24 protein-coding genes, 1 pseudogene and 1 riboswitch are annotated in these 24885 nt (G+C 71.6%); of the genes and pseudogenes, 15 read left to right on the top strand and 10 right to left on the bottom strand.

From position 1 onward, the window contains the following. Positions 1 to 135: pseudogene (locus UW392_RS16455) on the top strand (sulfate adenylyltransferase small subunit); the annotation flags it as partial. Between the two features lie 2 nt (positions 136 to 137). Next, positions 138 to 1343: a sulfate adenylyltransferase subunit 1 gene (locus tag UW392_RS16460; RefSeq protein WP_320775755.1), complete on the top strand. Its 1206-nt coding sequence runs from the start codon at positions 138 to 140 to the stop codon at positions 1341 to 1343. Here UW392_RS16460 and UW392_RS16465 read toward each other — a convergent pair. Both UW392_RS16465 and UW392_RS16470 read right to left on the bottom strand, forming a co-directional pair. Continuing rightward, positions 1321 to 3684, bottom strand: coding sequence for a bifunctional salicylyl-CoA 5-hydroxylase/oxidoreductase (locus UW392_RS16465; protein ID WP_320775756.1), 2364 nt, complete (start codon positions 3682 to 3684; stop codon positions 1321 to 1323). The genes UW392_RS16460 and UW392_RS16465 overlap by 23 nt on opposite strands. Positions 3685 to 3689: 5 nt before the next feature. Further along, the gene (locus UW392_RS16470) at positions 3690 to 4511 is read right to left on the bottom strand and encodes an enoyl-CoA hydratase family protein (protein WP_320775757.1); all 822 of its coding nucleotides are present in this window, start codon (positions 4509 to 4511) and stop codon (positions 3690 to 3692) included. A 203-nt stretch (positions 4512 to 4714) separates the two neighbouring features. On the opposite strand from UW392_RS16470, the gene UW392_RS16475 reads away from it, so the two are divergent. Next, positions 4715 to 5155 (top strand): ATP-binding protein, encoded by a 441-nt coding sequence (locus UW392_RS16475; protein ID WP_320775758.1) that lies wholly within the window; start codon positions 4715 to 4717, stop codon positions 5153 to 5155. Here UW392_RS16475 and UW392_RS16480 read toward each other — a convergent pair. From UW392_RS16480 to UW392_RS16490, 3 genes are all read right to left on the bottom strand, one after another. Beyond that, positions 5112 to 6575, bottom strand: coding sequence for an amino acid permease (locus UW392_RS16480; protein ID WP_320775759.1), 1464 nt, complete (start codon positions 6573 to 6575; stop codon positions 5112 to 5114). The genes UW392_RS16475 and UW392_RS16480 overlap by 44 nt on opposite strands. A 121-nt stretch (positions 6576 to 6696) precedes the next feature. Further along, positions 6697 to 7704, bottom strand: coding sequence for an ornithine carbamoyltransferase (gene argF / locus UW392_RS16485; RefSeq protein ID WP_320775760.1), 1008 nt, complete (start codon positions 7702 to 7704; stop codon positions 6697 to 6699). A gap of 94 nt (positions 7705 to 7798) precedes the next feature. After that, positions 7799 to 9034 (bottom strand): arginine deiminase, encoded by a 1236-nt coding sequence (locus UW392_RS16490; RefSeq protein ID WP_320775761.1) that lies wholly within the window; start codon positions 9032 to 9034, stop codon positions 7799 to 7801. A 130-nt stretch (positions 9035 to 9164) separates the two neighbouring features. Between UW392_RS16490 and UW392_RS16495 the strand changes: the two genes are divergently transcribed. Both UW392_RS16495 and UW392_RS16500 read left to right on the top strand, forming a co-directional pair. Beyond that, positions 9165 to 10226, top strand: coding sequence for an SPFH domain-containing protein (locus tag UW392_RS16495; protein ID WP_320775762.1), 1062 nt, complete (start codon positions 9165 to 9167; stop codon positions 10224 to 10226). Further along, a complete protein-coding gene (locus UW392_RS16500) occupies positions 10223 to 11116 on the top strand; it encodes a hypothetical protein (protein ID WP_320775763.1) in 894 nt (297 codons plus the stop codon). Before UW392_RS16495 ends, UW392_RS16500 begins: the two co-directional genes overlap by 4 nt. A 496-nt stretch (positions 11117 to 11612) precedes the next feature. Here UW392_RS16500 and UW392_RS16505 read toward each other — a convergent pair whose 3' ends face one another. After that, positions 11613 to 11885, bottom strand: a complete 273-nt coding sequence (locus tag UW392_RS16505; protein WP_320775764.1) for a hypothetical protein — start codon at positions 11883 to 11885, stop codon at positions 11613 to 11615. A 177-nt stretch (positions 11886 to 12062) separates the two neighbouring features. Between UW392_RS16505 and UW392_RS16510 the strand changes: the two genes are divergently transcribed. Genes UW392_RS16510 through UW392_RS16520 form a run of 3 tightly spaced genes read left to right on the top strand, consistent with a single transcriptional unit; the run spans position 12063 to position 14421 of the window. Beyond that, on the top strand, positions 12063 to 13130 hold the full coding sequence (locus UW392_RS16510) for a hypothetical protein (RefSeq protein WP_320775765.1): 1068 nt from the start codon (positions 12063 to 12065) through the stop codon (positions 13128 to 13130). Then, a complete protein-coding gene (locus tag UW392_RS16515) occupies positions 13115 to 13747 on the top strand; it encodes an HD domain-containing protein (protein ID WP_320775766.1) in 633 nt (210 codons plus the stop codon). The genes UW392_RS16510 and UW392_RS16515 overlap by 16 nt, the downstream gene beginning before the upstream one ends. Next, positions 13744 to 14421 carry a hypothetical protein gene (locus UW392_RS16520; protein WP_320775767.1) on the top strand — a complete coding sequence of 226 codons (678 nt, stop codon included), beginning with the start codon at positions 13744 to 13746 and terminating at the stop codon, positions 14419 to 14421. Before UW392_RS16515 ends, UW392_RS16520 begins: the two co-directional genes overlap by 4 nt. Positions 14422 to 14461: 40 nt before the next feature. Here UW392_RS16520 and UW392_RS16525 read toward each other — a convergent pair whose 3' ends face one another. The 4 genes from UW392_RS16525 to UW392_RS16540 all read right to left on the bottom strand — a co-directional run bounded on the left by UW392_RS16525 (position 14462) and on the right by UW392_RS16540 (position 16934). Further along, positions 14462 to 15385 carry an LLM class F420-dependent oxidoreductase gene (locus tag UW392_RS16525; RefSeq protein WP_320775768.1) on the bottom strand — a complete coding sequence of 308 codons (924 nt, stop codon included), beginning with the start codon at positions 15383 to 15385 and terminating at the stop codon, positions 14462 to 14464. 98 nt (positions 15386 to 15483) lie between these two features. Beyond that, complete coding sequence (locus UW392_RS16530) at positions 15484 to 15951, bottom strand: DUF6099 family protein (RefSeq protein WP_320775769.1); 468 nt, start codon at positions 15949 to 15951, stop codon at positions 15484 to 15486. Between the two features lie 158 nt (positions 15952 to 16109). Continuing rightward, complete coding sequence (locus UW392_RS16535) at positions 16110 to 16466, bottom strand: nucleotide pyrophosphohydrolase (RefSeq protein ID WP_320775770.1); 357 nt, start codon at positions 16464 to 16466, stop codon at positions 16110 to 16112. Positions 16467 to 16544: 78 nt separating this feature from the next. Then, the gene (locus UW392_RS16540) at positions 16545 to 16934 is read right to left on the bottom strand and encodes a cell division protein SepF (RefSeq protein ID WP_320775771.1); all 390 of its coding nucleotides are present in this window, start codon (positions 16932 to 16934) and stop codon (positions 16545 to 16547) included. Between the two features lie 181 nt (positions 16935 to 17115). Here UW392_RS16540 and UW392_RS16545 point away from each other — a divergent pair, with 181 nt between their 5' ends. The 7 genes from UW392_RS16545 (at position 17116) to scpA (ending at position 24863) form a co-directional block, all read left to right on the top strand. After that, on the top strand, positions 17116 to 17670 hold the full coding sequence (locus tag UW392_RS16545; RefSeq protein WP_320775772.1) for a potassium channel family protein: 555 nt from the start codon (positions 17116 to 17118) through the stop codon (positions 17668 to 17670). Positions 17671 to 17729: 59 nt separating this feature from the next. Continuing rightward, a riboswitch (cobalamin riboswitch) is annotated at positions 17730 to 17919 on the top strand. A 29-nt stretch (positions 17920 to 17948) separates the two neighbouring features. After that, positions 17949 to 18656, top strand: a complete 708-nt coding sequence (locus tag UW392_RS16550) for an energy-coupling factor ABC transporter permease (RefSeq protein WP_320775773.1) — start codon at positions 17949 to 17951, stop codon at positions 18654 to 18656. Continuing rightward, positions 18653 to 19018 carry an energy-coupling factor ABC transporter substrate-binding protein gene (locus UW392_RS16555; RefSeq protein WP_320775774.1) on the top strand — a complete coding sequence of 122 codons (366 nt, stop codon included), beginning with the start codon at positions 18653 to 18655 and terminating at the stop codon, positions 19016 to 19018. The genes UW392_RS16550 and UW392_RS16555 overlap by 4 nt, the downstream gene beginning before the upstream one ends. After that, positions 19019 to 19774, top strand: a complete 756-nt coding sequence (gene cbiQ / locus UW392_RS16560; protein WP_320775775.1) for a cobalt ECF transporter T component CbiQ — start codon at positions 19019 to 19021, stop codon at positions 19772 to 19774. It begins immediately after the preceding gene. Between the two features lies 1 nt (position 19775). Further along, complete coding sequence (locus UW392_RS16565) at positions 19776 to 20687, top strand: energy-coupling factor ABC transporter ATP-binding protein (protein ID WP_320775776.1); 912 nt, start codon at positions 19776 to 19778, stop codon at positions 20685 to 20687. A gap of 133 nt (positions 20688 to 20820) precedes the next feature. Further along, complete coding sequence (locus tag UW392_RS16570) at positions 20821 to 22668, top strand: methylmalonyl-CoA mutase family protein (protein WP_320775777.1); 1848 nt, start codon at positions 20821 to 20823, stop codon at positions 22666 to 22668. Beyond that, positions 22668 to 24863, top strand: coding sequence for a methylmalonyl-CoA mutase (gene scpA / locus UW392_RS16575; protein ID WP_320775778.1), 2196 nt, complete (start codon positions 22668 to 22670; stop codon positions 24861 to 24863). Before UW392_RS16570 ends, scpA begins: the two co-directional genes overlap by 1 nt. Positions 24864 to 24885: the final 22 nt, after the last annotated feature.

A 24885-nucleotide genomic window follows, 5' to 3' on the forward strand; every position in this document is an offset into this window, starting at 1 on the left:
TCCGACGCCGACACCATCGACAAGGTCATCGCCGAGATCGCCGCCTCCCGGCTCACCGAACGCGGCGCCACCCGCGCCGACGACAAGATGTCCGAGGCCGCGATGGAAGACCGCAAGCGCGAGGGGTACTTCTAGACATGAGCACCGTAGACACGCTGCGGCTCGCGACGGCCGGTTCGGTCGACGACGGCAAGTCCACGCTCGTCGGGCGTCTGCTGCACGACTCCAAGTCGGTCCTCACCGACCAGCTGGAGGCCGTGGAGCGGGCGTCGCGCGGTGAGACGCCGGATCTGGCGCTGCTCACCGACGGCCTGCGGGCCGAGCGGGAACAGGGCATCACCATCGACGTGGCCTACCGCTACTTCGCCACCCCCCGGCGCCGCTTCATCCTCGCCGACACCCCCGGCCACGTGCAGTACACCCGCAACATGGTCACCGGCGCCTCCACCGCCGAACTGACGGTCATCCTCGTCGACGCCCGCAACGGCGTCGTCGAACAGACCCGCCGGCACGCCGCCATCGCCGCCCTCCTGCGCGTCCCGCACGTCGTCCTCGCCGTCAACAAGATGGACCTCGTCGGGTACGAGGAGAAGGTCTTCGAGTACATCGGCGAGGAGTTCGCCGGGCTCGCGGCCGAGCTGGGGCTGCCGTCGTTCACGCCGGTCCCGGTCTCCGCGCTCGCCGGGGACAACGTCGTGGAGCGCTCGGCGCACATGGACTGGTACCGGGGCCCGGCCCTGCTGGAGCACCTGGAGACCGTGCCGGTCGCCGTGGAGCCCGTCGCCGCGCCGGCCCGGTTCCCCGTCCAGTACGTCATCCGCCACGGCGAGGAGCGCCACTACGCGGGCCAGATCGTGTCCGGCGCCCTGCGGGTCGGCGACCGGGTCACCGTGCACCCGTCCGGCGAGACCTCGCAGATCGCCGGGATCGACGTACTGGGCACGGCGGCCGACGCGGCGTACGCGCCGCGGTCGGTCAGCCTGCGCCTCGCCGACCAGCGGGACGTCTCCCGCGGGGACATGATCACCGCGGGGGTGGACGCGCCGACGCTCACCCAGGACGTCCGTGCCGACGTCTGCCACCTGGCCGACCGTCCGCTGCGGGTCGGCGACCGGGTGCTGCTGCGGCACACCACCCGCACCGTGCAGGCGATCGTGCGGGACCTCGGCGGGGCCGAGGCGCTCGCCGCCAACGACCTGGGCCGGATCACCCTGCGCACCGCCGAGCCGCTGCCGCTCGACGACTACGCGGCCTCCCGGCGCACCGGGGCGTTCCTGGTGATCGACCCGGCGGACGGGGCGACGCTCACCGCCGGGATGGTCACGCTCGGCTCTCCAGCGTGAGCCGGGGCCGGGGGGCGTCCGTGCGGCCGGTGCGCGGGGGCCTGCTGCCCGCCCGGTAGGGGGCGGGCCAGACGGCGCCCGGACCCTCGTAGCCCTGCTCGGCCGCCGCGTGCAGCGTCCAGTGCGGGTCGTACAGGTGCGGGCGGGCCAGCGCGCACAGGTCGGCCCGCCCGGCCAGCACCAGGGAGTTGACGTCGTCCCAGGAGGAGATGGCGCCGACCGCGATCACGGGAACCCGGGCCTCGTGCCGGACGCGCTCGGCGAACGGCGTCTGGTAGGACCGTCCGAACTCGGGCCGCTCCTCGTCCACGACCTGCCCGGTGGAGACGTCGATCGCGTCGGCGCCGTGCGCGGCGAAGGCGCGGGCGATCTCCACGGCGTCGTCGGCGGTGGTGCCGCCCTCGGCCCAGTCGGTGGCGGAGATCCGTACGGTCATCGGCTTCTCGGCGGGCCAGACCGCGCGTACGGCGTCGAAGACCTCCAGCGGGAAGCGGAGCCGCCGCTCCAGGGTGCCGCCGTAGGCGTCGGTGCGGCGGTTGGTGAGCGGGGAGAGGAACCCGGAGAGCAGATAGCCGTGGGCGCAGTGCAGTTCGAGCAGGTCGAAGCCGGCGCGGGCGGCCCGGCAGGCGGCGCCGGTGAACTCCTCGCGCAGATCGGTGAGCTGCGCCCGGGACAGCTCGCGCGGCACCTGCCCGTACGGCTTGTAGGGCAGCGGCGAGGCGGCGACCAGCGGCCAGTTGTCCCGGGGCAGGGGTTCGTCCATGCCCTCCCACATCAGCCGGGTGGAGCCTTTGCGGCCGCTGTGGCCGAGTTGCACGCCGATGGCCGTGCCGGGGGCCCGCGCGTGCGCGAAGTCGGTGATCCGCCGCCACGCCTTGGTCTGCTCGGCGGTGTAGAGACCCGTGCAGCCGGGTGTGATGCGGCCCTCGGGGCTCACGCAGACCATCTCGGTCAGCACCAGGCCGGCGCCGCCGAGGGCGCGGGCGCCGAGGTGGACGAGGTGGAAGTCGCCGGGGACGCCGTCGACGGCCGAGTACATGTCCATCGGGGAGACCACGACCCGGTTGCGCAGGGTGAGGCCGCGCAGCCGGAACGGCGTGAACATCGGCGGGGTGCCGGGCGGGCAGCCGAACTCGCGCTCGGCTTCCTCGGTGCAGCGGGCGTCGCGCAGCCGCAGGTTGTCGTGGGTGACGCGGCGGCTGCGGGTGAGCAGGTCGAACGCGAACTGGCGGGGCGGACGGCCGAGGTGGCGCTCGGGTTCCTCGAACCACTCCAAGCTGGCGCGGGCCGCGCGCTGGACGGAGGCGACGACGGGGCGCCGCTCCTCCTCGTAGGCGGCGAGCGCCTCGGGTGTCGTGGGGTGCTCCCGGAGGCAGGCGGCGAGCGCGAGGGCGTCCTCGACGGCGAGCTTGGTGCCGGAGCCGATGGAGAAGTGGGCGGTGTGGGCGGCGTCGCCGAGGAGGACGACGTTCCCGTGCGACCAGCGGTCGTTGACGACCGTACGGAACGTCGTCCAGGTGGAACGGTTCTCCATCAGCGGACGGCCCCTCAGGGCGTCCGCGAAGATCTTGGCGCAGCGGTCGATCGACGGGCGGGGGTCGGCGTCGTCGAAGCCGGCCCGGCGCCAGACCTCCTCGCGCATCTCGACGATGACGGTGGAGGCGTCGGGGGCGTAGGGGTAGCCGTGCAGCTGCATCACGCCGTGCTCGGTCTCGGCGAACTCGAAGCGGAAGGCGTCGAACGCGAAGTCCGTCGCCAGCCAGATGTAGCGGCAGCGGTGGGTGGTGATCCGGGGGCGGAAGACGTCGGCTTGGGCGGCGCGGGTGAGGCTGCCCGCGCCGTCGGCGGCGATGACCAGGTCGTGCGTGCGGGAGAGTTCCGCCGGGGGCGGGGACTCGGCGCGGAAGCGGAGGTCCACGCCGAGGGCGCGGCAGCGGGTGTGCAGGGCCTGGAGGAGGTGGCGGCGTTCCAGGGCGGCGAAGGCGTGGCCGCCGCTCCGTTGCCGGGTGCCTCGGTGGACGATGTCTATGTCGTCCCAGCGGACGAAGCGGGTGCGGAGGGCTTCGTGGACCTCGGGGTCCGCGTGTTCTATGCCGCCGAGGGTTTCGTCGGAGAGGACGACGCCGAAGCCGAAGGTGTCGGCTGGGGTGTTGCGTTCGTAGACGGTGACTTCGCGGGTGGGGTCGAGGCGTTTCAGCAGGGCGGCGGTGTAGAGGCCCGCTGGGCCTCCGCCGATGATCGCTGTTTTCTGCGGGTTCGCGGTGGCCGGTCGCGCCCCGCGGCGGAGCCGCACATCGACACGGCCCCGCGCCCCTTTGGGGCGCCTCCCTGGCGTGGGCATGGGAGTCACCGCCATTTCGGGGGGCGTTTCTCGGAGAATGCCGTGCGGAACTCTCTGTAGTCCTCGCCCGTCATCAGGAGGGACTGGGTCGACGCGTCCAGTTCCAGAGCCGCGGCCAGCGGCATGTCCAGTTCCGCTGTCAGGAGGGCTTTGGTCTGGGCGTGGGCCAGGGCGGGGCCCTCGGCCAGGCGGTGGGCCAGGGAGCGGGCGGTCTCGTCGGCTCGGCCCTCTTCGGCGAGTTCGCTGATCAGGCCGATGCGCTCGGCCTCCTTCGCGCGGACGGGTTCGCCGAGCATCAGCAGGCGGGTGGCGTGGCCGAGGCCGACGACGCGGGGCAGCAGGTACGCCGCGCCCATGTCGCCGCCGGAGAGGCCGACGCGGGTGAAGAGGAAGACGAAGCGGGCGCCGGGGTCGGCGACCCGGAAGTCGGCGGCGAGGGCGAGGACGGCGCCCGCGCCCGCGGCGACGCCGTGGACGGCGGCGATCACGGGGAAGGGGCACTCGCGCAGGGCGCGGACGACCTGGCCGGTCATGCGGTTGAAGTCGAGGAGCGCGGCGGCGTCCAGGGACAGGGTCGCGCCGATGATCTCGTCGACGTCGCCGCCGGAGCAGAAGCCGCGGCCCTCGCCGGCCAGGACCAGGGCGCGCACGCTCCGCTCCCGGGACAGCTCGGCGAGGAGGTCGCGCAGGTCGGCGTAGGCGCCGAAGGTGAGGGCGTTGAGCTTCTCGGGGCGGGCGAGGGTGACGGTCGCGACGTTGTCGGCGAGGTGCAGGCGCAGGTGCCGCCACTCGGAGGTGCGGGCGGCGGAGCCGGTGAAGGGACTCATGGCGGGGCCTCCTCCCTCCCTCGAAGCTATCACTCTCCTGTGACTGTCGTCACGAGTACGCGATAACTCCGTCACGATCGTCACCGGGGAGTCACGCCGAAGGTCCCGTTCCGTGCCCGTCGAAGGACTCTGTCGGGCGGCGCCGTACCATTCGTAAAGTTGAAAGCAGGACAGGACAGCCTGCTCCACGAACGGAAACCGCCGTGCACGACTCCTCCCCCGCCTCCGCCTCCTGGCGCATCGCGCTGCCGCACACCGCCGCGGCCGTGCCGGTGGCGCGTGCCCTGATCCGTACGGCGCTGGCCGAGCTGCGGCACGCGGCGGACTGCGACACCGCGGAGCTGCTGACGGCGGAGCTGGTCGCCAACGCCGTGGAGCACACCTCCGGCGAGACGCCGATCGAGCTGGTCGTGGAGGTGCTGCCGACCGGCTGCCAGGTCGAGGTGCACGATCCGGACCCGGCGCCGCCCGCCGAGCTGACGGTGCCGTGCCTGCCCGAGCCCGACCCGTTGCAGGAGGGAGGGCGCGGACTGTTGCTCATCCGCGCCCTCAGCTCGTCCTGCGGTCACCGCCCCACCGGTTCCGGCAAGGCGGTCTGGTTCAGGCTTCCCGCGGTACCCGCTCAGCGGCGGCGTCCGGCGTGACGTCCGCGCCGGTGTCCGGCGTGACGCCCGCGCGGGCGGCCAGCCGGGAGTTGCGGCGGCCGTAGCCGAGGTAGACCAGCAGGCCCACCGCGAGGAACACGGCGAACTGGAGCCAGGTCGTCCCGCCCGTCTCGTACATCAGGTAGAGGCAGAAGACGATGCCCAGCAGGGGCGTGACCGGGTGGAGCGGCACCCGGAAGGTGCGGGCGAGGCCCGGTTCGCGGCGGCGCAGGACGAGCACGGCGACGTTGACGACGGCCATGGTGGCCAGGGTGCCGATGGTGCAGAGGTTGACCACCGAGTCCAGCGAGGCGAAGGCGGCCGGGAGGGCGAAGACCACGCCGACGATCAGGGTGCCGGCGACGGGGGTGGCGGTGCGCGGGGAGACCTTCTGGAAGACGCGCGGGATCAGGCCGTCCCGGGACATCGACAGCAGGATGCGGGTCTGGCCGTACATGACGGCGAGGACCACGGAGGCGATGGCGACGACCGCGCCGAAGGCCACGACGGAGCCGCCGACCGTGGAGCCGGTGACCTGGTTGACGACGTAGGAGAGGGCGGCGGGGCGGTCGCCGACCTCGTCGCCGCCGATGGCGCCGATCGCGGCGAGGGCGACCGCGCAGTACAGCAGGGTGACCAGGCCGATGCAGACCAGGATGGCGACGGGGATGTCCCGGCGCGGGTTCTTCGCCTCCTCACCGGCCGTGGTGATCGCGTCGAAGCCGATGTACGAGAAGAAGGCGGCGGTGGTGCCGGCGCCGATGCCGCCGAGGCCGGCCGGGGAGAACGGCGTGAGGTTGCCGTCCTGATACGCGGTGAAGCCGATGGCGACGAAGGCGGCGAGGACCGCGAGCTTGACGACGGCCATCACGGCGGTGGCGCGGGCGCTCTCCCGCACGCCGCGCACCAGCAGGACGCAGGCCAGGGCGATGACGACGACGGCGGGCAGGTTGACCGCTCCCCCGTCGCCGGGACCGGCGGACAGGGCCTGCGGGAGGTGGATGCCGAGGACGCCGTCGAGGAGTTCGTTGACGTACTGGCTCCAGCCGACCGCGACGGCGGAGACGGAGACGCCGTACTCCAGGAGCAGGCACCAGCCGACCAGGAAGGCGGTGGTCTCGCCGAGACCGGCGTAGGCGAAGGAGTACGAGGATCCGGAGACCGGGATGGCGCCGCCGAGTTCGGCGAAGGCGAACGCGGTCAGCACGCAGGTGATCGCCGCGAGGACGAAGGAGACCACGACGGCCGGTCCGGCCTCGGCGACCGAGTCGGAGAGGCCGACGAAGATGCCGGTGCCGACGATCGCGCCGACACCGAAGCAGACGAGGTGGAACAGGCCCATCGTGCGCTTGAGGCTGTGGCCCGCGCGGTCGGCGCCGGACTCGGCGACCAGGAGGTGGGGGGATTTGATGCGGGGCATGCGGGTGGTGCTCGTTTCTGGTGCGGGGTGGCGCGGGTGGTGCGGGCGCGGGGGTGGTCGCGCGCGGCGGCGCCGGAAGGGGTGGCTCCGGAGCCGCCGGTCGTGCCTGGGGAGGGAGGGGTCAGGCCAGGGTGGCGACCAGGACGGCCTTGATGGTGTGCAGGCGGTTCTCGGCCTCGTCGAAGACGACGGAGTGCGCCGACTCGAAGACCTCGTCCGTGACCTCCAGGGAGTCCAGGCCGTGGGCGTCGTAGATCTCCTGGCCGACCTTGGTGCCGAGGTCGTGGAAGGCGGGGAGGCAGTGCAGGAACTTGACGTCCGGGTTACCGGTGGCGCGCAGCACGTCCATGGTCACCGCGTACGGGACGAGGGCGGCGATGCGCTCCTGCCAGACCTCCTTGGGCTCGCCCATGGAGACCCAGACGTCGGTGGCGACGAAGTCCGCGCCGCGCACGCCCTCCTCCAGGGTCTCGGTGAGGGTGATCCGCGCGCCGCTGGTGACGGCCAGCTCGTGGGCGCGGTCGACGATCTCCTGGGCGGGCCAGTAGGACTTCGGGGCGACGATCCGCACGTCCATGCCGAGCAGGGCACCGGTGATCAGGTAGGAGTTGCCCATGTTGAAGCGGGCGTCGCCGAGGTAGGCGAAGGCGGTCCGGTCGAGGGGCTTGTCGGTGTGCTCGGTCATGGTGAGCACGTCGGCGAGCATCTGGGTGGGGTGCCAGTCGTCGGTGAGGCCGTTGTAGACGGGCACGCCCGCGAAGGCGGCCAGTTCCTCGACCTTGGCCTGGCTGTCGCCGCGGTACTCGATGCCGTCATACATCCGGCCGAGCACCCGCGCGGTGTCCTTCACGGACTCCTTGTGGCCGATCTGCGAGCCGGACGGGTCCAGGTAGGTGGTGGAGGCGCCCTGGTCGGCGGCGGCGACCTCGAACGCGCAGCGGGTGCGCGTCGAGGTCTTCTCGAAGATCAGCGCGATGTTGCGGCCCCGCAGGTACGGTGTCTCGGTCCCGGCCTTCTTGGCGGCCTTCAGCTCGGCGGCCAGCTCCAGCAGGCCGCGGAACTCGTCGGCGGTGAAGTCCAGCTCCTTGAGGAAGGGCCGGCCGGCGAGGGCGGTCGGGACAGTCGCCATGGGGCGCTCCAATGAGACGGGGTACGGAGAACTACCGGATACTACCGGAATACTATACGAGCTTCTGAATTCTTATACGGGATCACGTCGGTCCTCATACGGCATCACGTTCGACCGGGCAGCTCATGCAGCGCGGGCCGCCGCGGCCCCGGCCCAGTTCGCTGCCGGGGATCTCGATGACCTCGATGCCCTGCTTGCGCAGGTGGGTGTTGGTGGTGGCGTTGCGCTCGTAGGCGACGACGACGCCCGGCTCGACGGCCAGCACGTTGCAGCCGTCGTCCCACTGCTCGCGTTCGGCGGCGTGGACGTCCTGGGTGGCGGTGAGCACCCGTATCTCGCTCAGGCCGAGGGCGGCGGCGATCGCGCGGTGCATGTGCTCCGGCGGGTGGTCGGTGACCTTCAGCTCCTTGTCGCCGACGCCGGGCTCGATGGTGTACGAGCGGAGCATGCCGAGGCCGGCGTACTGGGTGAAGGTGTCGCCGTCGACCATGGTCATCACGGTGTCGAGGTGCATGAAGGCACGCCGCTTCGGCAGGTCGAGGGCGACGATGGTGCGGGCCGAGCCGGCGGCGAAGAGCTTGTGGGCGAGCATCTCGACGGCCTGCGGGGTGGTGCGCTCGCTCATGCCGATGAGGACGGCGCCGTTGCCGATGACGAGGACGTCGCCGCCCTCGATGGTGGAGGGGTAGTCGGCCTGCCCCTCGGACCAGAGGTGGAAGGGCTCGGCGCCGCCGCCGTCACGGAAGAGTGGATGGTGGCGGTAGATCGCCTCGAAGTGGACCGTCTCGCGCTGCCGGGCGGGCCAGCGCATGGCGTTGATGGAGACGCCGTCGTAGATCCAGGCCGAGGTATCGCGGGTGAAGAGGTGGTTGGGGAGCGGGCCGAGCAGGAAGTCGTCCAGTTCCATGACGTGGAAGCGCACGGAGACCGGTTCGGGGTGTGCGTCGAGGAACTCGCGCTTGGTCATGCCGCCGATGAGCAGCTCGGCGAGGGCGGCGGCGGGGAGGGGCTCGACGGCGGCCCGGAGGTGGTCCGTGGCCAGGACGCCGTACTCCTTCTCGTCGAAGACGCGGTCGAGGACGAGGTTCCGGGCGGCCGGGACGGTGAGGGTCTCGGTGAGGAGGTCGCCGAAGAGGTGGACGGCGACGCCGCGGTCGCGCAGCACGTCGGCGAACCCGTCGTGCTCGGCGCGGGCGCGGCGCACCCAGAGCACGTCGTCGAAGAGGAGGGCGTCCTTGTTGCTGGGCGTGAGCCTTTTGAGCTCCAGATCCGGCCGGTGCAGGATGACGCGGCTGAGCCGCCCGGCTTCGGAGTCGACGTGGAATCCCATGCCTCTCATCCTGACCGGATCGCGGCCGGTTGACGCCCTCTCTCTTCTCTCGCCCCTCTTTCTCGTCCTCTTGACGATAATCGGCGCCACGCCTTATCGTCTTACCGACGAGAAAGACGGAGGTCTCCTGATGGCCGACATCACCCGGCGCCTGGGCTGGCGCCATCTGCGCGGCGCGCCCACCGCACATGTGCGCCACCACCGGGACGGAAAGCTGGTGCACGACGGGCCGGGACTCAGCTTCTGGTTCCGGGCACTGAGCGCCGCGCTCTCCGAGGTCCCGGTCGAGGACCGCGAGCTGGCCATGGCCTTCCGCGCCCGGACCGCCGACTTCCAGGACGTGTCCGTGCAGGCCACGGTCACCTACCGGATCGACGACCCGGCGCTCGCCGCCGCCCGGCTGGACTTCTCCGTCGACCCCGACACCGGTAAGTGGCGCGGCGCGCCCCTGGAGCAGATCGGGACGCTGCTGACCGAGACGGCCCAGCAGCACGCCCTGGACGTCCTGGCCCGCACGCCGCTCTCGGCCGCGCTGGCCGACGGGGTCGCGGCGGTCCGCGACCGGATCGCGGCGGGTCTCGGCGCGGAGCCGCGGCTGCCGGCGACCGGCATCGCGGTGGTGGCCGTACGGGTCATGGCGGTGCGGCCGGAGGCGGAGGTGGAGCGGGCGCTGCGTACGCCCGCCCGGGAGCAGATCCAGCAGGAGGCCGACCGGGCGACGTACGAGCGGCGGGCCGTCGCCGTCGAGCGCGAGCGGGCCATCGCCGAGAACGAACTGGACAGCAAGATCGAGCTGGCCCGGCGCGAGGAGCGGCTCGTGGAGCAGCGCGGCGCCAACGCGCGGCGCGAGGCGGAGGAGGGCGCGGCGGCCGACAAGGTCCGCGCGCAGGCCGAGGCGGCGCGCACGGTGAAGCTCGCCGAGGCGGAGGCGGCGCGTTCGGTGGCGCTGGCCCGCGCGGAGGCGCAGGCGGCGCGGGAGGTGGGCGAGGCGCGGGCGGAGGCACAGGCGGCGTGGCTGCGGGTGCACGCCGACGTCGACGTGGCGACGCTGCACGCGCTGACCGGGACACGGCTGGCGGAGAACCTGCCGCGCATCGACAGCGTGACGGTGTCGCCGGACGTGCTGACCGGCCTGCTGGCCCGGCTGGGCGGCGGCGAACGCGGCGGCGAGCGGGGTGGGGAGCGGGGATGAGTCTCGCGCCGCGGGCCGTGCTGGTCCACCGCACCACGGAGTACGAGGAGCTGGTCGCCCGGCACGGTACGCACGGGCAGGCCGCGTACTTCCTCTCCTCCCGGGGCCGGGACATCGAGGAGGTGGCCCGGCGCCACCAGCGCACCCGGCGGGCGTTCGCGGAGGTGGCCGCCGCGATTCCGCTGACCTGGCGGCAGGCCCGGGTGGAGCGGGGTGAACTGGACCGGTTCCTCTTCGCGCCCGAGGACGTGGTGGTCGTGGTCGGCCAGGACGGGCTGGTGGCCAACGTGGCGAAGTACCTCGCCGGGCAGCCGGTGATCGGTGTCGACGCGGAACCGGGGCGCAACGCGGGGGTGCTGGTGCGGCACCGGTCCGCCGACGCGGCGGCGCTCCTGCGGGCCGCCCTCTCCGGCCGCGCGGACGAACTGGTCATGGTCGAGGCCGTCGCCGACGACACGCAGCGGCTGGTCGCGCTGAACGAGATCTACCTCGGAGCCGCCGGCCACCAGTCGGCCCGGTACCGCCTGGGCCTCGACGGCGACAGGGGTGTCGTCGAGGCCCAGGCGTCCTCCGGGGTGCTGGTGGGGACCGGCACGGGGGCGACCGGATGGCTCCGGTCGGTCTGGCAGGAGCGGGGCAGTGCCCTGCCCCTGCCGGCCCCCACGGAGGAGCGCCTGCTCTGGTTCGTCCGCGAGGCCTGGCCGTCCCCGGCCACCGGAACGTCCCTGGTCTCCGGCCAGCTCCTGCCCGCCGCCCGCCTCCACCTCACCGTCGAATCCGAACACCTGGTGGCCTTCGGCGACGGCGTGGAATCCGACGCCCTGTCCCTGACCTTCGGCCAGTCGGTACGGGTGGGGGTGTGCGGGGAGCGGTTGCGACTGGTGGGGTAGGCGGCGGAGCCGCACGTCCTTAAGATGACCTTCCGAACTGCCGAGCTTCGAGGGGAAGCATGGTGGAAGGGCTGCCCGGCACGTACGTCAGAGACTTCGTCCGCTCGGTATCGGCAGAGGTGGTCAAGCCAGTACTCCGTGAAACCCTCTTCAGCACGTACGTGGAGCGGCAGATACTCCTGCACCTTCCGGCTTTTTCCGCGGACGCCATACGGAACGATCATCGCCAGACCGCCTCTCGCCTCAAATCGGTCCTGCACGAACGCTTCACACACGCGTCCTTTTCCGCTTGGCGTCCGATCTCGACGTGCGACTCCTGGCGCTTCGGTGAAGTGCCACCTGATCTTGGTCTGTCTCTGCAACACCTCACGCACTACATGCACTGCCCTCGCTCGGACACACTGCTTCATTACGGTGCGTATCAGGGTCCCCTGCCTGGTCTCTACTTGGCTTTTTCCCGATGTGATCGAGAGTACTTGTGGGTGGCACTTACCCGCTATCTGGAGAGTTGCCGCTTACCCGTCCCCAGTCGCACATCCGTCGTCGTGCTCACCCGCGCGACCGCGACGGAGCAGTTACCCAAGAACCTGGTCAGCACCACCGTGAGCCGGGCCTCTGAAGTTCTGGCGAGCACCTTCTCAGCCCACTTGTGCCTCACCGCGGTCAATCCCTTTCTCGGCTTCGACGGCGCCTCGATGAGGGCTTCCGGGTTCGTTCCTTTCACCCTCAGCCCGATGGCGTATCTGTACGACGACGACCTGCTCTTCACGAGTCGCCGCACCGCGCCACCACAACCTACAGTCCAGAAACTCCGGACACCGCCGATAGTTTGGCTGGTCAAACCAGTCTCGCGTCGATACAGGTCACTCTCCGCCAGCTTCGAAACGCGATATCTGCATATCAAAGACAACGACTATCGGGGGCGACAGGGGGACCCGCTTCGGCCATGAACAGAGAAAACGCTCCGGGCCTCTTCATAGCCAGTGACGCCAGAACCCAGTACGCGGAGGATATTCTCACGGCCTTGGCCCTGCCTGCCGGATCGGTACTGCAACTGCGCTACGACGACCAGTATCTTTCGCAGCCGCTGCGGCAGTCCTGCGTGTCCGGTGAGAGTGTGGGCCGTCGGTTCATGCTCTCCTTCATGAGCGCCATGAGCAGCGGTCGGCATTTCGTGATACCGGTGCGCTTCTGTCGAGTCGTCGACACCCAGGTACTCGGTGGCGTGTGGGTCTTCCGCGTGGCTATGGAGCAGTACCCGGCCCTCGACGGCTGGCCGACGGACAGCGACGCGTTGGAAGAGCTGGGCAGCCGACTGCAGTCCGACCTGAGCGACGGGAACGACGCGCCCTTCTCCTTCGCGAGACACTCCTGCCCACTCGTGGTCGGCTTCGGCGACAACGACGCGCAGAGCTGGAACCAAATCGCGCGCCGCTTGAGCGCGGTGCCCGCTTTCGGTGCCCGTCAGCACTTTCTCAAGATCGACCCGCCGACGCTGTTGACGAGGTCTTCAGCGCTTGCCGCCGACGACACGGGAACGTTCACCCTGACCGAGGAGAACAATCACAGCTTGGCCGTCACCTACTGGGCTGCCGAACACGACGCGATCGCCAGCAGCCGACTGGAGCTGTCCGTCTGGGGCGAGGGCGCAGCTCTCGTATCACCGTCTCAGGTGCCTTTGAAGGCGCGCTATGACAGCTACGAGGTGATGTTCCGTTCTCTTTCGATCAGTTCTCCGTCGATGTGTAGGTTCGACATCAGCATCACCCAGGACTCCGACACGAGCGCAGGGGCCCGGCTCACGGCAGGAGCACAGTTGACATTTCGCCTTGCCGCTTCCCGCCGTCGCATGCTGGCACGCGTAAGTGTCAGCGCGCTGGCCGCCTTGCTCCTCGCTGTGCCCTCGATGCTGGGACCGGACACGCCTTCTGGGGTACGTATCACCATCGCCGGTCTGGGAGCCGTAGCACTGGGCATCACCAGTTCAGGCGTGGGAACATGGGGAAGAAAATGATGAAGGAATCAAGCACGACGGCAGCTGATCTGCTCGAACTCACCGAGGAGATCGTCATTCCGATGTGTTCCATTCAGCGCACGATCACTCTGCCAACCACTCCCGCACGCCGAGAGAACGACGCGGAACACAGTTTCGGACTGGCCGTGCTGGCATGCTCCTTGGCGAGCCGTTCGAGCAGCGACCTCGACACCGGACGGATCGCGGAGTATGCCCTCGTACACGACCTCATCGAGATTCACACAGGGGATCGTTCCGTCTACGCCGATGTGCGTCCTGGCATGAGCGGGGACGGAGTACAGGAAGACTTGACCGGGCGGGCGGCGGGTAACTTCGGTAGCAGTTTCCCCTGGGTTAACACCAGAGTGCGCGATTATCTCCGTCAGGCAGACGAAGAGAGTCGCTTCGTGTATGCACTGGACAAAATTGTGCCGCACGCGATCGTCCTGCTCACCAATCAGCATCCCCTGAGCCCCACGTGGCACGAGTACTTGAGGACCGAGGAGATCGCGAGAGACAAGGTACTTCGCGCTTACCCGCTGCTTCTTCCCGTCTTCGACGAGTTGTGTGCAATGTTCGCGGCACGCCCTCACTTGTTCCGGGCGAGCGATACGTGACGGAAGAACCCCACCAGTCCTTCCATGCGCCGTTCCTCGACTGGATAGGTGACTCCCCACGCACCGCTGGCCTGTCCGACCTCATCCGGCTGCTGGGATCCGACTCGGTGTACTTCATCGGAGGCGCCGTCCGGGATTACCTGTTGGGCTCTCCAACCGATGCGGTACGTGACGTCGACCTGCTCTACGACGGCCGAATCGACCGCGTGCGTCACCTCCTGGAACGACGCCATGAGGTGACGCGAACGCGTTTCGGCAACCCCTCGGTTCGGCTCGGCGAGCATCTGTACGTGGACGTGTTCCCGCCTGCGACGCCTTTCGGCGAACCGGTACCGCTGCCCGAGGCCCCGCTGTACTGCGACACCACTGTCAACGCGATCGCCCTGAACGCCGCCCATGGACGGGTTCTCGATCCGACAGGCGGACTGCGCGACCTGCGCGGACGCCGGACCCGCCTGCTGCCGCTGGGATGGGCGGCGGATGCTACGACACAGGCTCATCTCCTGGCCAAAGTCGTGACGTTGAGTCGACGCCACAACCTGTCCTACGTGGACCTCCACATCGCGGACAGCGCCGCGGATCGGCTGCGGGCATCGAGTTTTGACGACGAGGTGTCTCGGCATGTGCAGACGTATACCGATTGGCGGGACGGTGCCTGCGTGGAGGCACCATGACCCCGGGCTGCCGACGCGCCGCGGGGTCACGTGCCGGGCCCTAGGACAGCTGCGACTGCACCTGGGCGGAGATCAGCTCCAGGTGGTCCAGGTCGTGCAGGTCGAGGACCTGGAGGTAGATCCGCTCGGCGCCGACCTCGGCGAAGCGGCCGATGCGGTCGACGACCTCGGCCGGGGATCCGGCCAGTCCGTTGGCCTTCAGCTCGTCCACCTCGCGGCCGATGACGGCGGCGCGGCGGGCGACCTCGGCGTCGTCCTTGCCGACGCAGACGACGAGGGCGCCTGAGTAGGTCAGCTCGTCGGCGTCCCGGCCGGCCTCCTCGGCGGCGGCCCGGACCCGGCCGAACTGCCGTGCCGTGTCCTCGATCGAGGCGAAGGGGATGTTGAACTCGTCGGCGTACTTCGCCGCCAGCCGCGGGGTGCGGGTGGCGCCGTGGCCGCCGATCAGCACGGGGATCCTGGACTGCGCGGGCTTGGGCAGAGCCGGCGAGTCGGTGAGGTCGTAGTACGTGCCGTGGAAGTCGAAGGTCTTGCCCGGCTCGGTCGCCCACAGGCCGGTGACGACGGCGAGCTGCTCCTCCAGGCGGCCGAACTTCTCCTTGGGGAAGGGGATGCCGTACGCCTTGTGCTCTTCCTCGAACCAGCCCGCGCCGAGGCCGAGTTCGACGCGGCCGCCGGACATCTGGTCGACCTGGGCCACCTGGATGGCGAGGACGCCGGGCAGCCGGAAGGTACCGGCGGTCATCAGTGTGCCGAGCCGGATGCGCTTGGTCTCGCGGGCGAGGCCCGCCAGGGTGATCCAGGCGTCGGTGGGGCCGGGGAGGCCGTCCACGGAGCCCATCTTCAGGTAGTGGTCACTGCGGAAGAAGGCGTCGAAACCGAGGTCCTCGGTGGCCTTGGCGACGGTGAGCAAGGTGTCATAGGTGGCCCCCTGCTGGGGCTCGGTGAAGATGCGGAGATCCATGTCCCCATCCTGCACGCTCGGCCGCCGTACGCTTCTCACCCCTCCCCTGCGTGCCGGGGGCGCACGCGGGAGTGACCGGGTCCGAGACTCCCCACCCGTCACCCCGCCTCCCGCTCGGGCACCCCGTCCTCGTCCGCCAGTCTTCGCAGCATCTGGAGGACTCGGTCGCGGGACTCGTCCGCCGCGTCGATGGCCTCCATGCACTGCCAGTACGTGGACTCGTCGTCCGCCGCGCAGGCCGTGGCGACGAGGGCGATGCCGGTCTCCGCGAGCAGTGCCGCCAGGCGCAGCAGGCACTGGCGGGCGTCGCCCAGCTCGGTGAGCTGGGCGGCGCGCAGCTCACCGGGGGCCAGCTCCGGGGTGTCCAGCACGCCGCAGCCGCGGCCCGCCACCTCGGTGAGTCCCAGCGCCTCGCCGCGCAGGGACGGCGGCCCGAAGACCGCCAGTCTGCTCCCTATGGCCTGGGCCAGCGCCTGCGCCTGCCACACCTCCGCCAGCGTCTGCGGCACGTCGCCGCCGGCGGTCAGGGCACGCCTGCTCGTCAGGATGAGCCGCACCGCGTCCATGGGGCCGCCCCCGTCCGTCCCGACGCGTTCGCGACGCGTCCGCCCGACTCCATTGTCCACTACCCAGAGTGAGGGCGTGTGGGACGAAAAGCCAGAGGAAGGCGGAAATCTCTGGACAACAAATCGGTTGCGACCGGTGAAACAACTACTGTGAGTAATTACGGAGTTGAGCGTTCCGTCGACTCCCGGACGGCCGGGAACCGCGTCTCGTTGCGGTCGATCTTCGCGGCGAGCGCGGCCAGCGGGTCGACGCCCAGCACCTCGCAGAACTGCAGGAGGTACGCCAGTACATCGGCGACCTCGTCGCGGACGCGGTGCGCCGAGCCGGGGTCGTCCATCACGCGGGCCGACTGCTCGGGCGTCAGCCACTGGAAGATCTCCACCAGTTCGGACGCCTCGACGCTGAGCGCGGCGACGAGGTTCTTCGGCGTGTGGTACGGCTGCCAGTCGCGCGCCGCGGCGAACTCGGCCAGTCTGCGCTGGAGCGTCCGCACGTCCAGGGGATCATCGGTCACGGTTCCAGGAATACCACCGCCGCCGCGACCGCCCCCGGCCGCCCGCACGCTCCGGAGCCGACCGGCCCCGCCCGCCTCTCACATCCCGGGGACGCTCGCCCCCTCCATCAGTCCGGTCACCTCGGTCCCGGCCGGTGTGAGCAGGAACACATTCCGGTCCACCCGGTGCATCCCGCTCGCCAGCCCGAAGACGACGCCCGTACTGAAGTCCAGGACGCGCTTCGCGACCACCGTGTCCGCGCCCGTCAGGTCGAGCAGCACGGGGATGCCCGCCATCAGGGTCTCGGCGACCTCGCGGGCGTCCGCGAACACATTGACCCGCATCACCACGAACCGACGCCTGGCCTCGGTCTCCGCCTCCGGCAGCGCCCGGTGTCCCACCGAGGACGGCCAGGCGTCGCGTCCACGCAACGGAACGACCTGGGCGAGCCCCTCCCACTGTTCATCGGTGACGTCGTGGCTGTTCACCGGCTCCCCCCGCTCCGACTCGCCTTCAATGCCTGCACCAGCCAATTCTTACGCCAAGTCACCCGTTCGGCCCAACAGCGACACGATCCGCGACAGCGGCGGCGTCCGGCAGGAGGCACAACGGGTGCGTCCCGCGCCGGTCCGGCGTTGACTGGACGGGACCCACCGCGGAGGGGGAACCATGGCGGACGGACCGAAGAGCGGAGCCCCGAAGCGGCACGCGCCGTGGCCCGCGGCACGCACCTGGCTCTGGCGCACCGCCGCCACGGCGGCCGTGGTGGTGACCGCCTACTTCCGGCTCCCCTTCGACCGCCTCGGCACCCGCCACCCGGGCCTGGCCTGGCTGCTGTTCGCCCTCGTCCTCGCCGGTGTCGCCGTGCTGCTGCTGCGTCAGGTGCGGCACGTCCTCACCGGGCGCCCCGGCACCCGGCCGGGGCTCGCCATCACCCTCCTCATCATCCTGACCGCGCACACCTTCGCCGCCTGCTACTACATCCTGTCCCGGCAGCCGGGCGAGTTCTCCGGACTGCGCACCCGCGTGGACGCCCTGTACTTCACCGTGGTCACGTTCGCCACCGTCGGGTACGGCGACGTCACGCCCCGGGGGCAGGCGTCCCGGGTGGTGACCGTGGTGCAGATCCTGTACACGTTCGTCTTCCTGACGGCCGCCGCCACGGCTCTGGCCCAGCGGGCCCGCGACCTCGTGCTGAGGCGCCCGGACGACCCGGCCCCGTGACGGCCCGCCACCGCGGCGCCGGCGCCCCGGGCACGCTTGTCACCACCCCCGGCCGCGCACTACTGTCGCCACGCCTTGGTGAACGGGAAACCGGTGTGATGCCGGTGCGGCCCTCGCCACTGTGAATCGGGAAGTCCGGCTCCGGCCCCCTACGAGGGGGCAGCCACTGGGTCCTCGCGGCCCGGGAAGGCGGAGCACGGGCGGTGGTACCCGTCAGCCAGGAGACCGGCCAAGGCGCGTCGTCCATCCACGAGGTGCTGGAGAGGGTCTGCTGAGTCATGCACATAGCCGAGGGTTTCCTGCCTCCGGCGCACGCGATCGCCTGGGGTGTCGCGTCGGCGCCGTTCGTCGTCCACGGAGTACGTTCCCTCACCCGTGAGGTCCGCGAGCACCCGGAGAGCACCCTGCTCCTCGGTGCCGCCGGGGCCTTCACGTTCGTCCTGTCCGCCCTGAAACTCCCCTCCGTCACCGGCAGTTGCTCCCATCCCACCGGTACCGGGCTGGGCGCGATCCTGTTCCGGCCGCCGGTCATGGCGGTGCTCGGCACGATCACGCTGCTGTTCCAGGCGCTGCTGCTGGCCCACGGCGGCCTGACCACGCTCGGCGCCAACGTCTTCTCCATGGCGATCGTCGGCCCGTGGGCCGGGTACGCCGTCTACAGGCTGCTCCGGCGCTACGACGTGCCGCTGATGGTCACCGTCTTCTGCGGCGCGTTCGCCGCCGACCTGTCCACGTACTGCGTCACCAGCGTGCAGCTCGCGCTGGCTTTCCCCGACCCGGGCAGCGGGTTCTGGGGCGCGCTCGGCAAGTTCGGCTCGATCTTCGCGGTCACGCAGATCCCGCTCGCGGTGAGCGAGGGCCTGCTCACGGTGGTGGTGATGCGGCTGCTGGTGCAGTCGAGCAAGGGCGAGCTGACCCGGCTGGGCGTGCTTCCGGCGAAGCCGGGGACCGGGGAGAGCGCGACGCGGGAGGCGGTGGCCAAGTGAAGCGGAACACGAGGATCAATCTCCTGCTGCTGCTCGCGGTGGCCGTGCTGGCGGTGATCCCGCTGGTGTTCGGTCTCGGCGACCACAAGGAGGAGCCGTTCACCGGGGCCGACGCGGAGGCGGAGACAGCGATCACGGAACTGGAACCGGAGTACGAGCCCTGGTTCTCGCCGCTGTACGAACCGCCCTCCGGGGAGATCGAGTCGGCGCTGTTCGCGGCGCAGGCCGCGCTCGGCGCGGGCGTCCTCGCCTACTACTTCGGGCTCCGCAGAGGCCGGCGGCAGGGCGCGGAACAGGCCCTGGCCGACCGGCGGGACGCCTCCGTGGGCAACGGGGGCAACGTGGGCGACGTGGGCGACTGAGTGCTGCCGATCGACGCGGCGGCGCACAGCAGTCGCTGGCGCCGCCGCCACCCCGTGGACAAGGCCGTGCTCGGACTCGGCCTGACCGTGCTCGCGATCTCGCTGCCCGCCTGGCCGGGAGCGGCCCTGGTGCTGGTCACCGCCGTGACCGTGCTGCTCGGCCCGGCGGGGGTGCCCGCGCGGCGGCTGTGGCGGGCCTGGCGGGTGCCGCTCGGCTTCTGCGTGACGGGTGCGCTGCCGCTGCTGGTGCGGGTCGGGGGCCCGGACGGTTTCGTCTCGGCCGCCCCCGGCGGCCCGGCGCACGCCGCCGGACTGCTGCTGCGTACGTCGGCGGCGTCGCTCGGCGTGCTGCTGTTCGCGTTCACCACCCCGATGTCCGATCTGCTGCCGCGTCTGGTGCGGGCCGGGGTGCCGGCCCCCGTCGTGGACGTCGCCCTGGTGACGTACCGCATGAGCTTCCTGCTCCTGGACTCCGTACGGCGGATCAGGGACGCGCAGGCCGCGCGGCTCGGGCACACCACGCGGGCCGCCGCCTGGCGCTCCCTCGGCGGGCTCGGCGCGACGGCGTTCACGCGGGCCTTCGGCCGGGCGGCCCGGCTCCAGAGCGGACTCGCCGGGCGCGGCTACGACGGCTCCCTGCGCGTCCTGGTCCCCGAGGCCCGCGTCTCGGGCCGGTTCACGGCGGCGAGCCTGACGCTGCTCGGCGCGGTGGCCGCCCTCACCTTCGTACTGGATTCGTACGGGAAGGGCCGCTGACATGAGCGGAGACGCCCCGCCACTGGTCGCCCTGCGGGGCGTGTCCTTCGCCTACGAGGAGGGGCCCGTCGTCCTGGACGGCCTGGACTTCGAGGTCCGCGAGGGCCGGGCGCTGGCGCTGCTCGGCCGCAACGGCAGCGGCAAGACCACCCTGATGCGGCTGCTCAGCGGCGGACTGCGGCCGCGTGCCGGCCGGTTGACGCTCGGGGGTGAGCCGGTGACGTACGGCCGTGCGGGGCTGACCCGGCTGCGGACCACCGTGCAACTGGTGGTGCAGGACCCCGACGACCAGCTCTTCGCGGCCTCCGTCGGCCAGGACGTGTCGTTCGGGCCGCTCAACCTCGGTCTGCCCGACGCGGAGGTCCGCGCCCGCGTCGAGGAGGCGCTGACCGCGCTGGACATCGCGGCACTGGCCGACCGCCCCACCCACCTGCTCTCCTACGGGCAGCGCAAGCGGACGGCGATCGCGGGCGCGGTCGCGATGCGGCCCCGGGTGCTGATCCTGGACGAGCCGACCGCGGGGCTCGACCCGGACGGCCAGGAACGGCTGCTGGCCACCCTCGACGGGCTCCGCGCGGCCGGGACGACGGTCGTCATGGCGACCCACGACGTCGACCTCGCCCTGCGCTGGGCCGACGACGCGGCACTGCTCACCCCCGAGGGCGTCCACACCGGCCCGGCCCCCCGCGCCCTGTCCCGCACGGACCTCCTGACCCGTGCGGGCCTGCGCCTCCCCTGGGGCATCGCGGCGACCCGGCTGCTCCACACCCAGGGTCTCCTGCCGGAGCAGGCACCGGGCCCCCGGACGGCGGAGGAACTGGCCGCCTTGGCCACGCATGACAACGCGCCCCCTCAGGGGCGCGGGGAACTGCGCGACCAGCCCCAACGGCCGTGCACCCGCCCCGCCACCTGAGGCATCACCCCTGACGGCCGAAGAGCCCGAGCACCGCCGGACGGGTGAGCGTCGCACGTCACATCGTCGGAGAGAACAAGGTCACAAGTGCGGCCTCTGCTGCCCGCCCGCCGTCCTGGCCTAGCATCCGACCATGACGGTCCTGCCTGACGACGGGCTCCCGCTGGCGGCCGAGTTCCCTGACGCGACACATGAGCAGTGGCAGCACCTCGTGGCGGGTGTCCTGCGCAAGTCCGGCAAGGAGATCTCGGACGCCGAGGCGGAGCAGACGCTGTCCACCGCACTGGAAGACGGGTTGCGCGTACGGCCCCTGTACACGGCGCGGGACGCCGCGCCCGACCCCGGGCTGCCGGGATTCGCGCCGTTCACGCGCGGCGCGCGCGCCGAGGGGAGCACGGGCGGCGGCTGGGACGTACGCCAGCGCCACACGGCCACCGGTGACCCCGCGGACTCCGCCGCGGTCCTGGCCGATCTGGAGCACGGCGTCACCTCCCTGTGGCTGCTCGCCGGGGAGCACGCGGGCGCCCCGGTCACGGCCCTCGACACCGCCCTGGACGGCGTGTTCCTGGATCTCGCCCCCGTCGTGCTGGACGCCGGTGCCGACACCGGCCCGGCCGCGCGGCGGCTGTTCGCGCTGTACGAGGAGCGGGGCGTCGCCGCCGACGCGGTCCGCGGCAGCCTGGGCGCCGACCCGCTCGGCCACGAGGCGCGCACCGGCCGGGGCTACGACATCGCCGGCATCGCCGCGGAGGCCCGCCGCTGCGCCGACCACCACCCGGGGCTGCGCGCCATGACCGTGGACGCGCTGCCGTACCACGAGGCCGGGGGCTCGGCGGCGCAGGAGCTGGGCTGCTCGCTGGCGACCGGGGTGGCGTACCTGCGCGGGCTGACCGACGCCGGACTGAGCGTCGAACAGGCCGCGGGCCAGATCGAGTTCCGGTACGCGGCCACCGCCGACCAGTTCCTGACCATCGCCAAACTGCGCGCGGCGCGGCGGCTGTGGGCGCGGGTCGCCGAGGTGTGCGGCGTCGGGCGCGCGGGGGCGCAGGTGCAGCACGCGGTGACGTCGCCGGTGATGATGACGCGCCGCGACCCGTGGGTGAACATGCTGCGCACCACGGTCGCCGCGCTGGCCGCGGGGGTGGGCGGCGCCGACGCGGTGACCGTGCTCCCCTTCGACCACGCGCTCGGCCTGCCGGACGCGTTCGCGCGCCGTGTCGCCCGCAACACCTCCACGATCCTGATCGAGGAGTCGCACCTGTCCCGGGTGATCGACCCGGCGGGCGGCTCCTGGTACGTGGAGCGGCTCACCGACGAACTGGCGCACGCGGCGTGGGAGTTCTTCCAGAGAATCGAGCGCGACGGCGGCCAGGCGGCGGCGCTGCGCTCCGGCGCGGTCGGCGACCGGCTGGCCGCGACCTGGGCGGCGCGTTCCGAGCGGCTCGCCACGCGGCGCGAACCGGTCACCGGGGTGAGCGAGTTCCCGCACCTGGCGGAGGAGCCGGTGGTCCGCGAGGCCGCGCCCGAGCCGCCGTCCGGCGGGCTGCCCCGGGTGCGCCGGGACGAGGCGTTCGAGGCGCTGCGGGCCCGTTCCGACGCGCACCTCGCGGCGACCGGCGCCCGGCCCCGGGTGTACCTCGCGGCGCTCGGCCCGGCCGCCGCGCACACCGCGCGGCTGTCCTTCGCCGCCAACCTCTTCCAGGCGGGCGGCGTCGAGCCGGTCACCGAGGGTCCCTTCGAGGAGAGCGGCGCGCGGGAGGTGTGCCTGTGCTCCAGTGACGCCGTGTACGCGCAGGAGGCGGAGCGGGCCGCGGAGCGGTTGCGCGCGGCGGGCGCCGGGCACGTGTTCCTCGCGGGCCGCCCGGGGACGTACGCGGGCGTCGACACCTACGTCTTCGCCGGCTGTGACGCCGTCGCCGTGCTGACCGCCGCGCTCGACCGCATGCTCGACCGCATGCTCGACCGACCAGGAGTGTCCTGATGACCGCGAGGGGCGCGCACGAGATCCCCGACTTCTCGTCCGTGGAACTGGGGGCGCCGTCCGTCGGCGCCGGGCCCGACGAGTGGCGTACGGCGGTGAAGAGGGCCGCCGGCGGCGCCGACCTGCGGTGGGAGACACCGGAGGGCATCGAGGTCAAGCCGCTGTACACCGGGCAGGATCTGGAGGGCCTGGACTTCCTCGGCACCTACCCGGGCGTCGCGCCGTATCTGCGCGGCCCGTACCCGACGATGTACGTGAACCAGCCGTGGACGATCCGCCAGTACGCGGGGTTCTCGACCGCCGAGGAGTCCAACGCCTTCTACCGCCGCAACCTGCGCGCCGGGCAGAAGGGCCTCTCCGTCGCCTTCGACCTGCCCACCCACCGCGGCTACGACAGCGACCACCCGCGGGTCACCGGTGACGTCGGCATGGCGGGCGTGGCGATCGACTCCATCCTCGACATGCGGCAGCTCTTCGACGGCATCCCGCTGGACCGGATGACGGTGTCGATGACGATGAACGGCGCGGTGCTGCCGGTGCTGGCGCTGTACATCGTGGCGGCGGAGGAGCAGGGCGTGGAGCCGGAGAAGCTGGCGGGGACCATTCAGAACGACATCCTCAAGGAGTTCATGGTCCGCAACACGTACATCTATCCGCCGAAGCCGTCGATGCGGATCATCTCCGACATCTTCGCGTACACCTCCCGGCGGATGCCCCGGTACAACTCGATCTCCATCTCGGGCTACCACATCCAGGAGGCGGGCGCGACGGCCGACCTGGAGCTGGCGTACACCCTCGCGGACGGGGTGGAGTACATCCGGGCGGGCCGGGAGGCGGGCCTCGACGTGGACGCGTTCGCGCCGCGTCTCTCCTTCTTCTGGGCGATCGGCATGAACTTCTTCATGGAGATCGCCAAGCTCCGCGCGGCCCGCCTGCTGTGGGCGAAGCTCGTCGGGCAGTTCGACCCGCGGAACCCCAAGTCGCTGTCCCTGCGCACGCATTCGCAGACCTCTGGCTGGTCCCTGACGGCCCAGGACGTGTTCAACAACGTCACGCGCACGTGCGTGGAGGCGATGGCCGCGACGCAGGGCCACACCCAGTCGCTGCACACCAACGCCCTCGACGAGGCGCTGGCGCTGCCCACCGACTTCTCCGCCCGTATCGCCCGCAACACCCAGCTCCTCATCCAGCAGGAGTCCGGCACGACCCGTGTCATCGACCCGTGGGGCGGCAGCGCCTATGTGGAGAAGCTGACCTACGACCTCGCGCGCCGCGCCTGGCAGCACATCCAGGAGGTCGAGCAGGCCGGCGGCATGGCGCGGGCCATCGACGCGGGCATCCCCAAGCTGCGCATCGAGGAGGCGGCGGCCCGTACGCAGGCCCGGATCGACTCGGGGCGGCAGCCGGTGATCGGCGTCAACAAGTACCGGGTCGACACCGACGAGCAGATCGACGTCCTCAAGGTCGACAACTCCTCCGTACGTCAGCGGCAGATCGAGAAGCTGCGGCGGCTGCGCGCGGAGCGGGACGAGGGCGCGTGCCGGGCGGCGCTGGAGGCGCTGACCCGGGCCGCCGGGGGCGAGGGCAACCTGCTGGAGCTGGCCGTGGACGCGGCGCGGGCGAAGGCGACCGTCGGGGAGATCTCCGACGCCCTGGAGCAGGTCTACGGGCGGCACGCGGGGCAGATCCGTACGATCTCCGGGGTGTACCGCAACGAAGCAGGGGAGGCCCCGAACGTGGACCGCACCCGGGCCCTGGTCGACGCCTTCGCCGAGGCGGAGGGCCGGCGGCCGCGCATCCTGGTGGCCAAGATGGGCCAGGACGGCCACGACCGCGGCCAGAAGGTGATCGCGACCGCCTTCGCCGACCTGGGCTTCGACGTGGACGTCGGCCCGCTGTTCCAGACCCCGGCGGAGGTGGCCCGGCAGGCCGTCGAGGCGGACGTGCACATCGTCGGGGTGTCGTCGCTGGCCGCCGGTCACCTCACCCTCGTACCGGCGCTGCGGGAGCGGCTGGCCGAGGAGGGCCGCGAGGACATCATGATCGTGGTGGGCGGGGTGATCCCGCCGCAGGACGTGCCGACGCTGCGGGAGATGGGCGCGGCGGCGGTCTTCCCGCCCGGCACGGTGATCCCGGACGCGGCGTACGGCCTGGTGGAGCGGCTGGCGGCCGACCTCGGCCACGGCGACCTGTGACGATCGGCGGCCTGTGATGAAC

The sequence above is a fragment of the Streptomyces sp. CRN 30 genome, assembly GCF_034105845.1.

What these genes read in the sequence shown, in the direction of transcription:
- UW392_RS16460 (WP_320775755.1), top strand. Translation starts at nt 138, where the DNA reads ATGAGCACCGTAGACACGCTGCGGCTCGCGACGGCCGGTTCGGTCGAC.
- UW392_RS16525 (WP_320775768.1), bottom strand. Translation starts at nt 15,385, where the DNA reads ATGGATCTCCGCATCTTCACCGAGCCCCAGCAGGGGGCCACCTATGAC.
- UW392_RS16470 (WP_320775757.1), bottom strand. Translation starts at nt 4,511, where the DNA reads ATGAGTCCCTTCACCGGCTCCGCCGCCCGCACCTCCGAGTGGCGGCAC.
- UW392_RS16570 (WP_320775777.1), top strand. Translation starts at nt 20,821, where the DNA reads ATGACGGTCCTGCCTGACGACGGGCTCCCGCTGGCGGCCGAGTTCCCT.
- UW392_RS16510 (WP_320775765.1), top strand. Translation starts at nt 12,063, where the DNA reads ATGAACAGAGAAAACGCTCCGGGCCTCTTCATAGCCAGTGACGCCAGA.
- UW392_RS16465 (WP_320775756.1), bottom strand. Translation starts at nt 3,684, where the DNA reads ATGCCCACGCCAGGGAGGCGCCCCAAAGGGGCGCGGGGCCGTGTCGAT.
- UW392_RS16550 (WP_320775773.1), top strand. Translation starts at nt 17,949, where the DNA reads ATGCACATAGCCGAGGGTTTCCTGCCTCCGGCGCACGCGATCGCCTGG.
- UW392_RS16495 (WP_320775762.1), top strand. Translation starts at nt 9,165, where the DNA reads ATGGCCGACATCACCCGGCGCCTGGGCTGGCGCCATCTGCGCGGCGCG.
- UW392_RS16515 (WP_320775766.1), top strand. Translation starts at nt 13,115, where the DNA reads ATGGGGAAGAAAATGATGAAGGAATCAAGCACGACGGCAGCTGATCTG.
- argF (WP_320775760.1), bottom strand. Translation starts at nt 7,704, where the DNA reads ATGGCGACTGTCCCGACCGCCCTCGCCGGCCGGCCCTTCCTCAAGGAG.
- UW392_RS16545 (WP_320775772.1), top strand. Translation starts at nt 17,116, where the DNA reads ATGGCGGACGGACCGAAGAGCGGAGCCCCGAAGCGGCACGCGCCGTGG.
- UW392_RS16490 (WP_320775761.1), bottom strand. Translation starts at nt 9,034, where the DNA reads ATGGGATTCCACGTCGACTCCGAAGCCGGGCGGCTCAGCCGCGTCATC.
- UW392_RS16565 (WP_320775776.1), top strand. Translation starts at nt 19,776, where the DNA reads ATGAGCGGAGACGCCCCGCCACTGGTCGCCCTGCGGGGCGTGTCCTTC.
- scpA (WP_320775778.1), top strand. Translation starts at nt 22,668, where the DNA reads ATGACCGCGAGGGGCGCGCACGAGATCCCCGACTTCTCGTCCGTGGAA.
- UW392_RS16480 (WP_320775759.1), bottom strand. Translation starts at nt 6,575, where the DNA reads ATGCCCCGCATCAAATCCCCCCACCTCCTGGTCGCCGAGTCCGGCGCC.
- UW392_RS16530 (WP_320775769.1), bottom strand. Translation starts at nt 15,951, where the DNA reads ATGGACGCGGTGCGGCTCATCCTGACGAGCAGGCGTGCCCTGACCGCC.
- UW392_RS16500 (WP_320775763.1), top strand. Translation starts at nt 10,223, where the DNA reads ATGAGTCTCGCGCCGCGGGCCGTGCTGGTCCACCGCACCACGGAGTAC.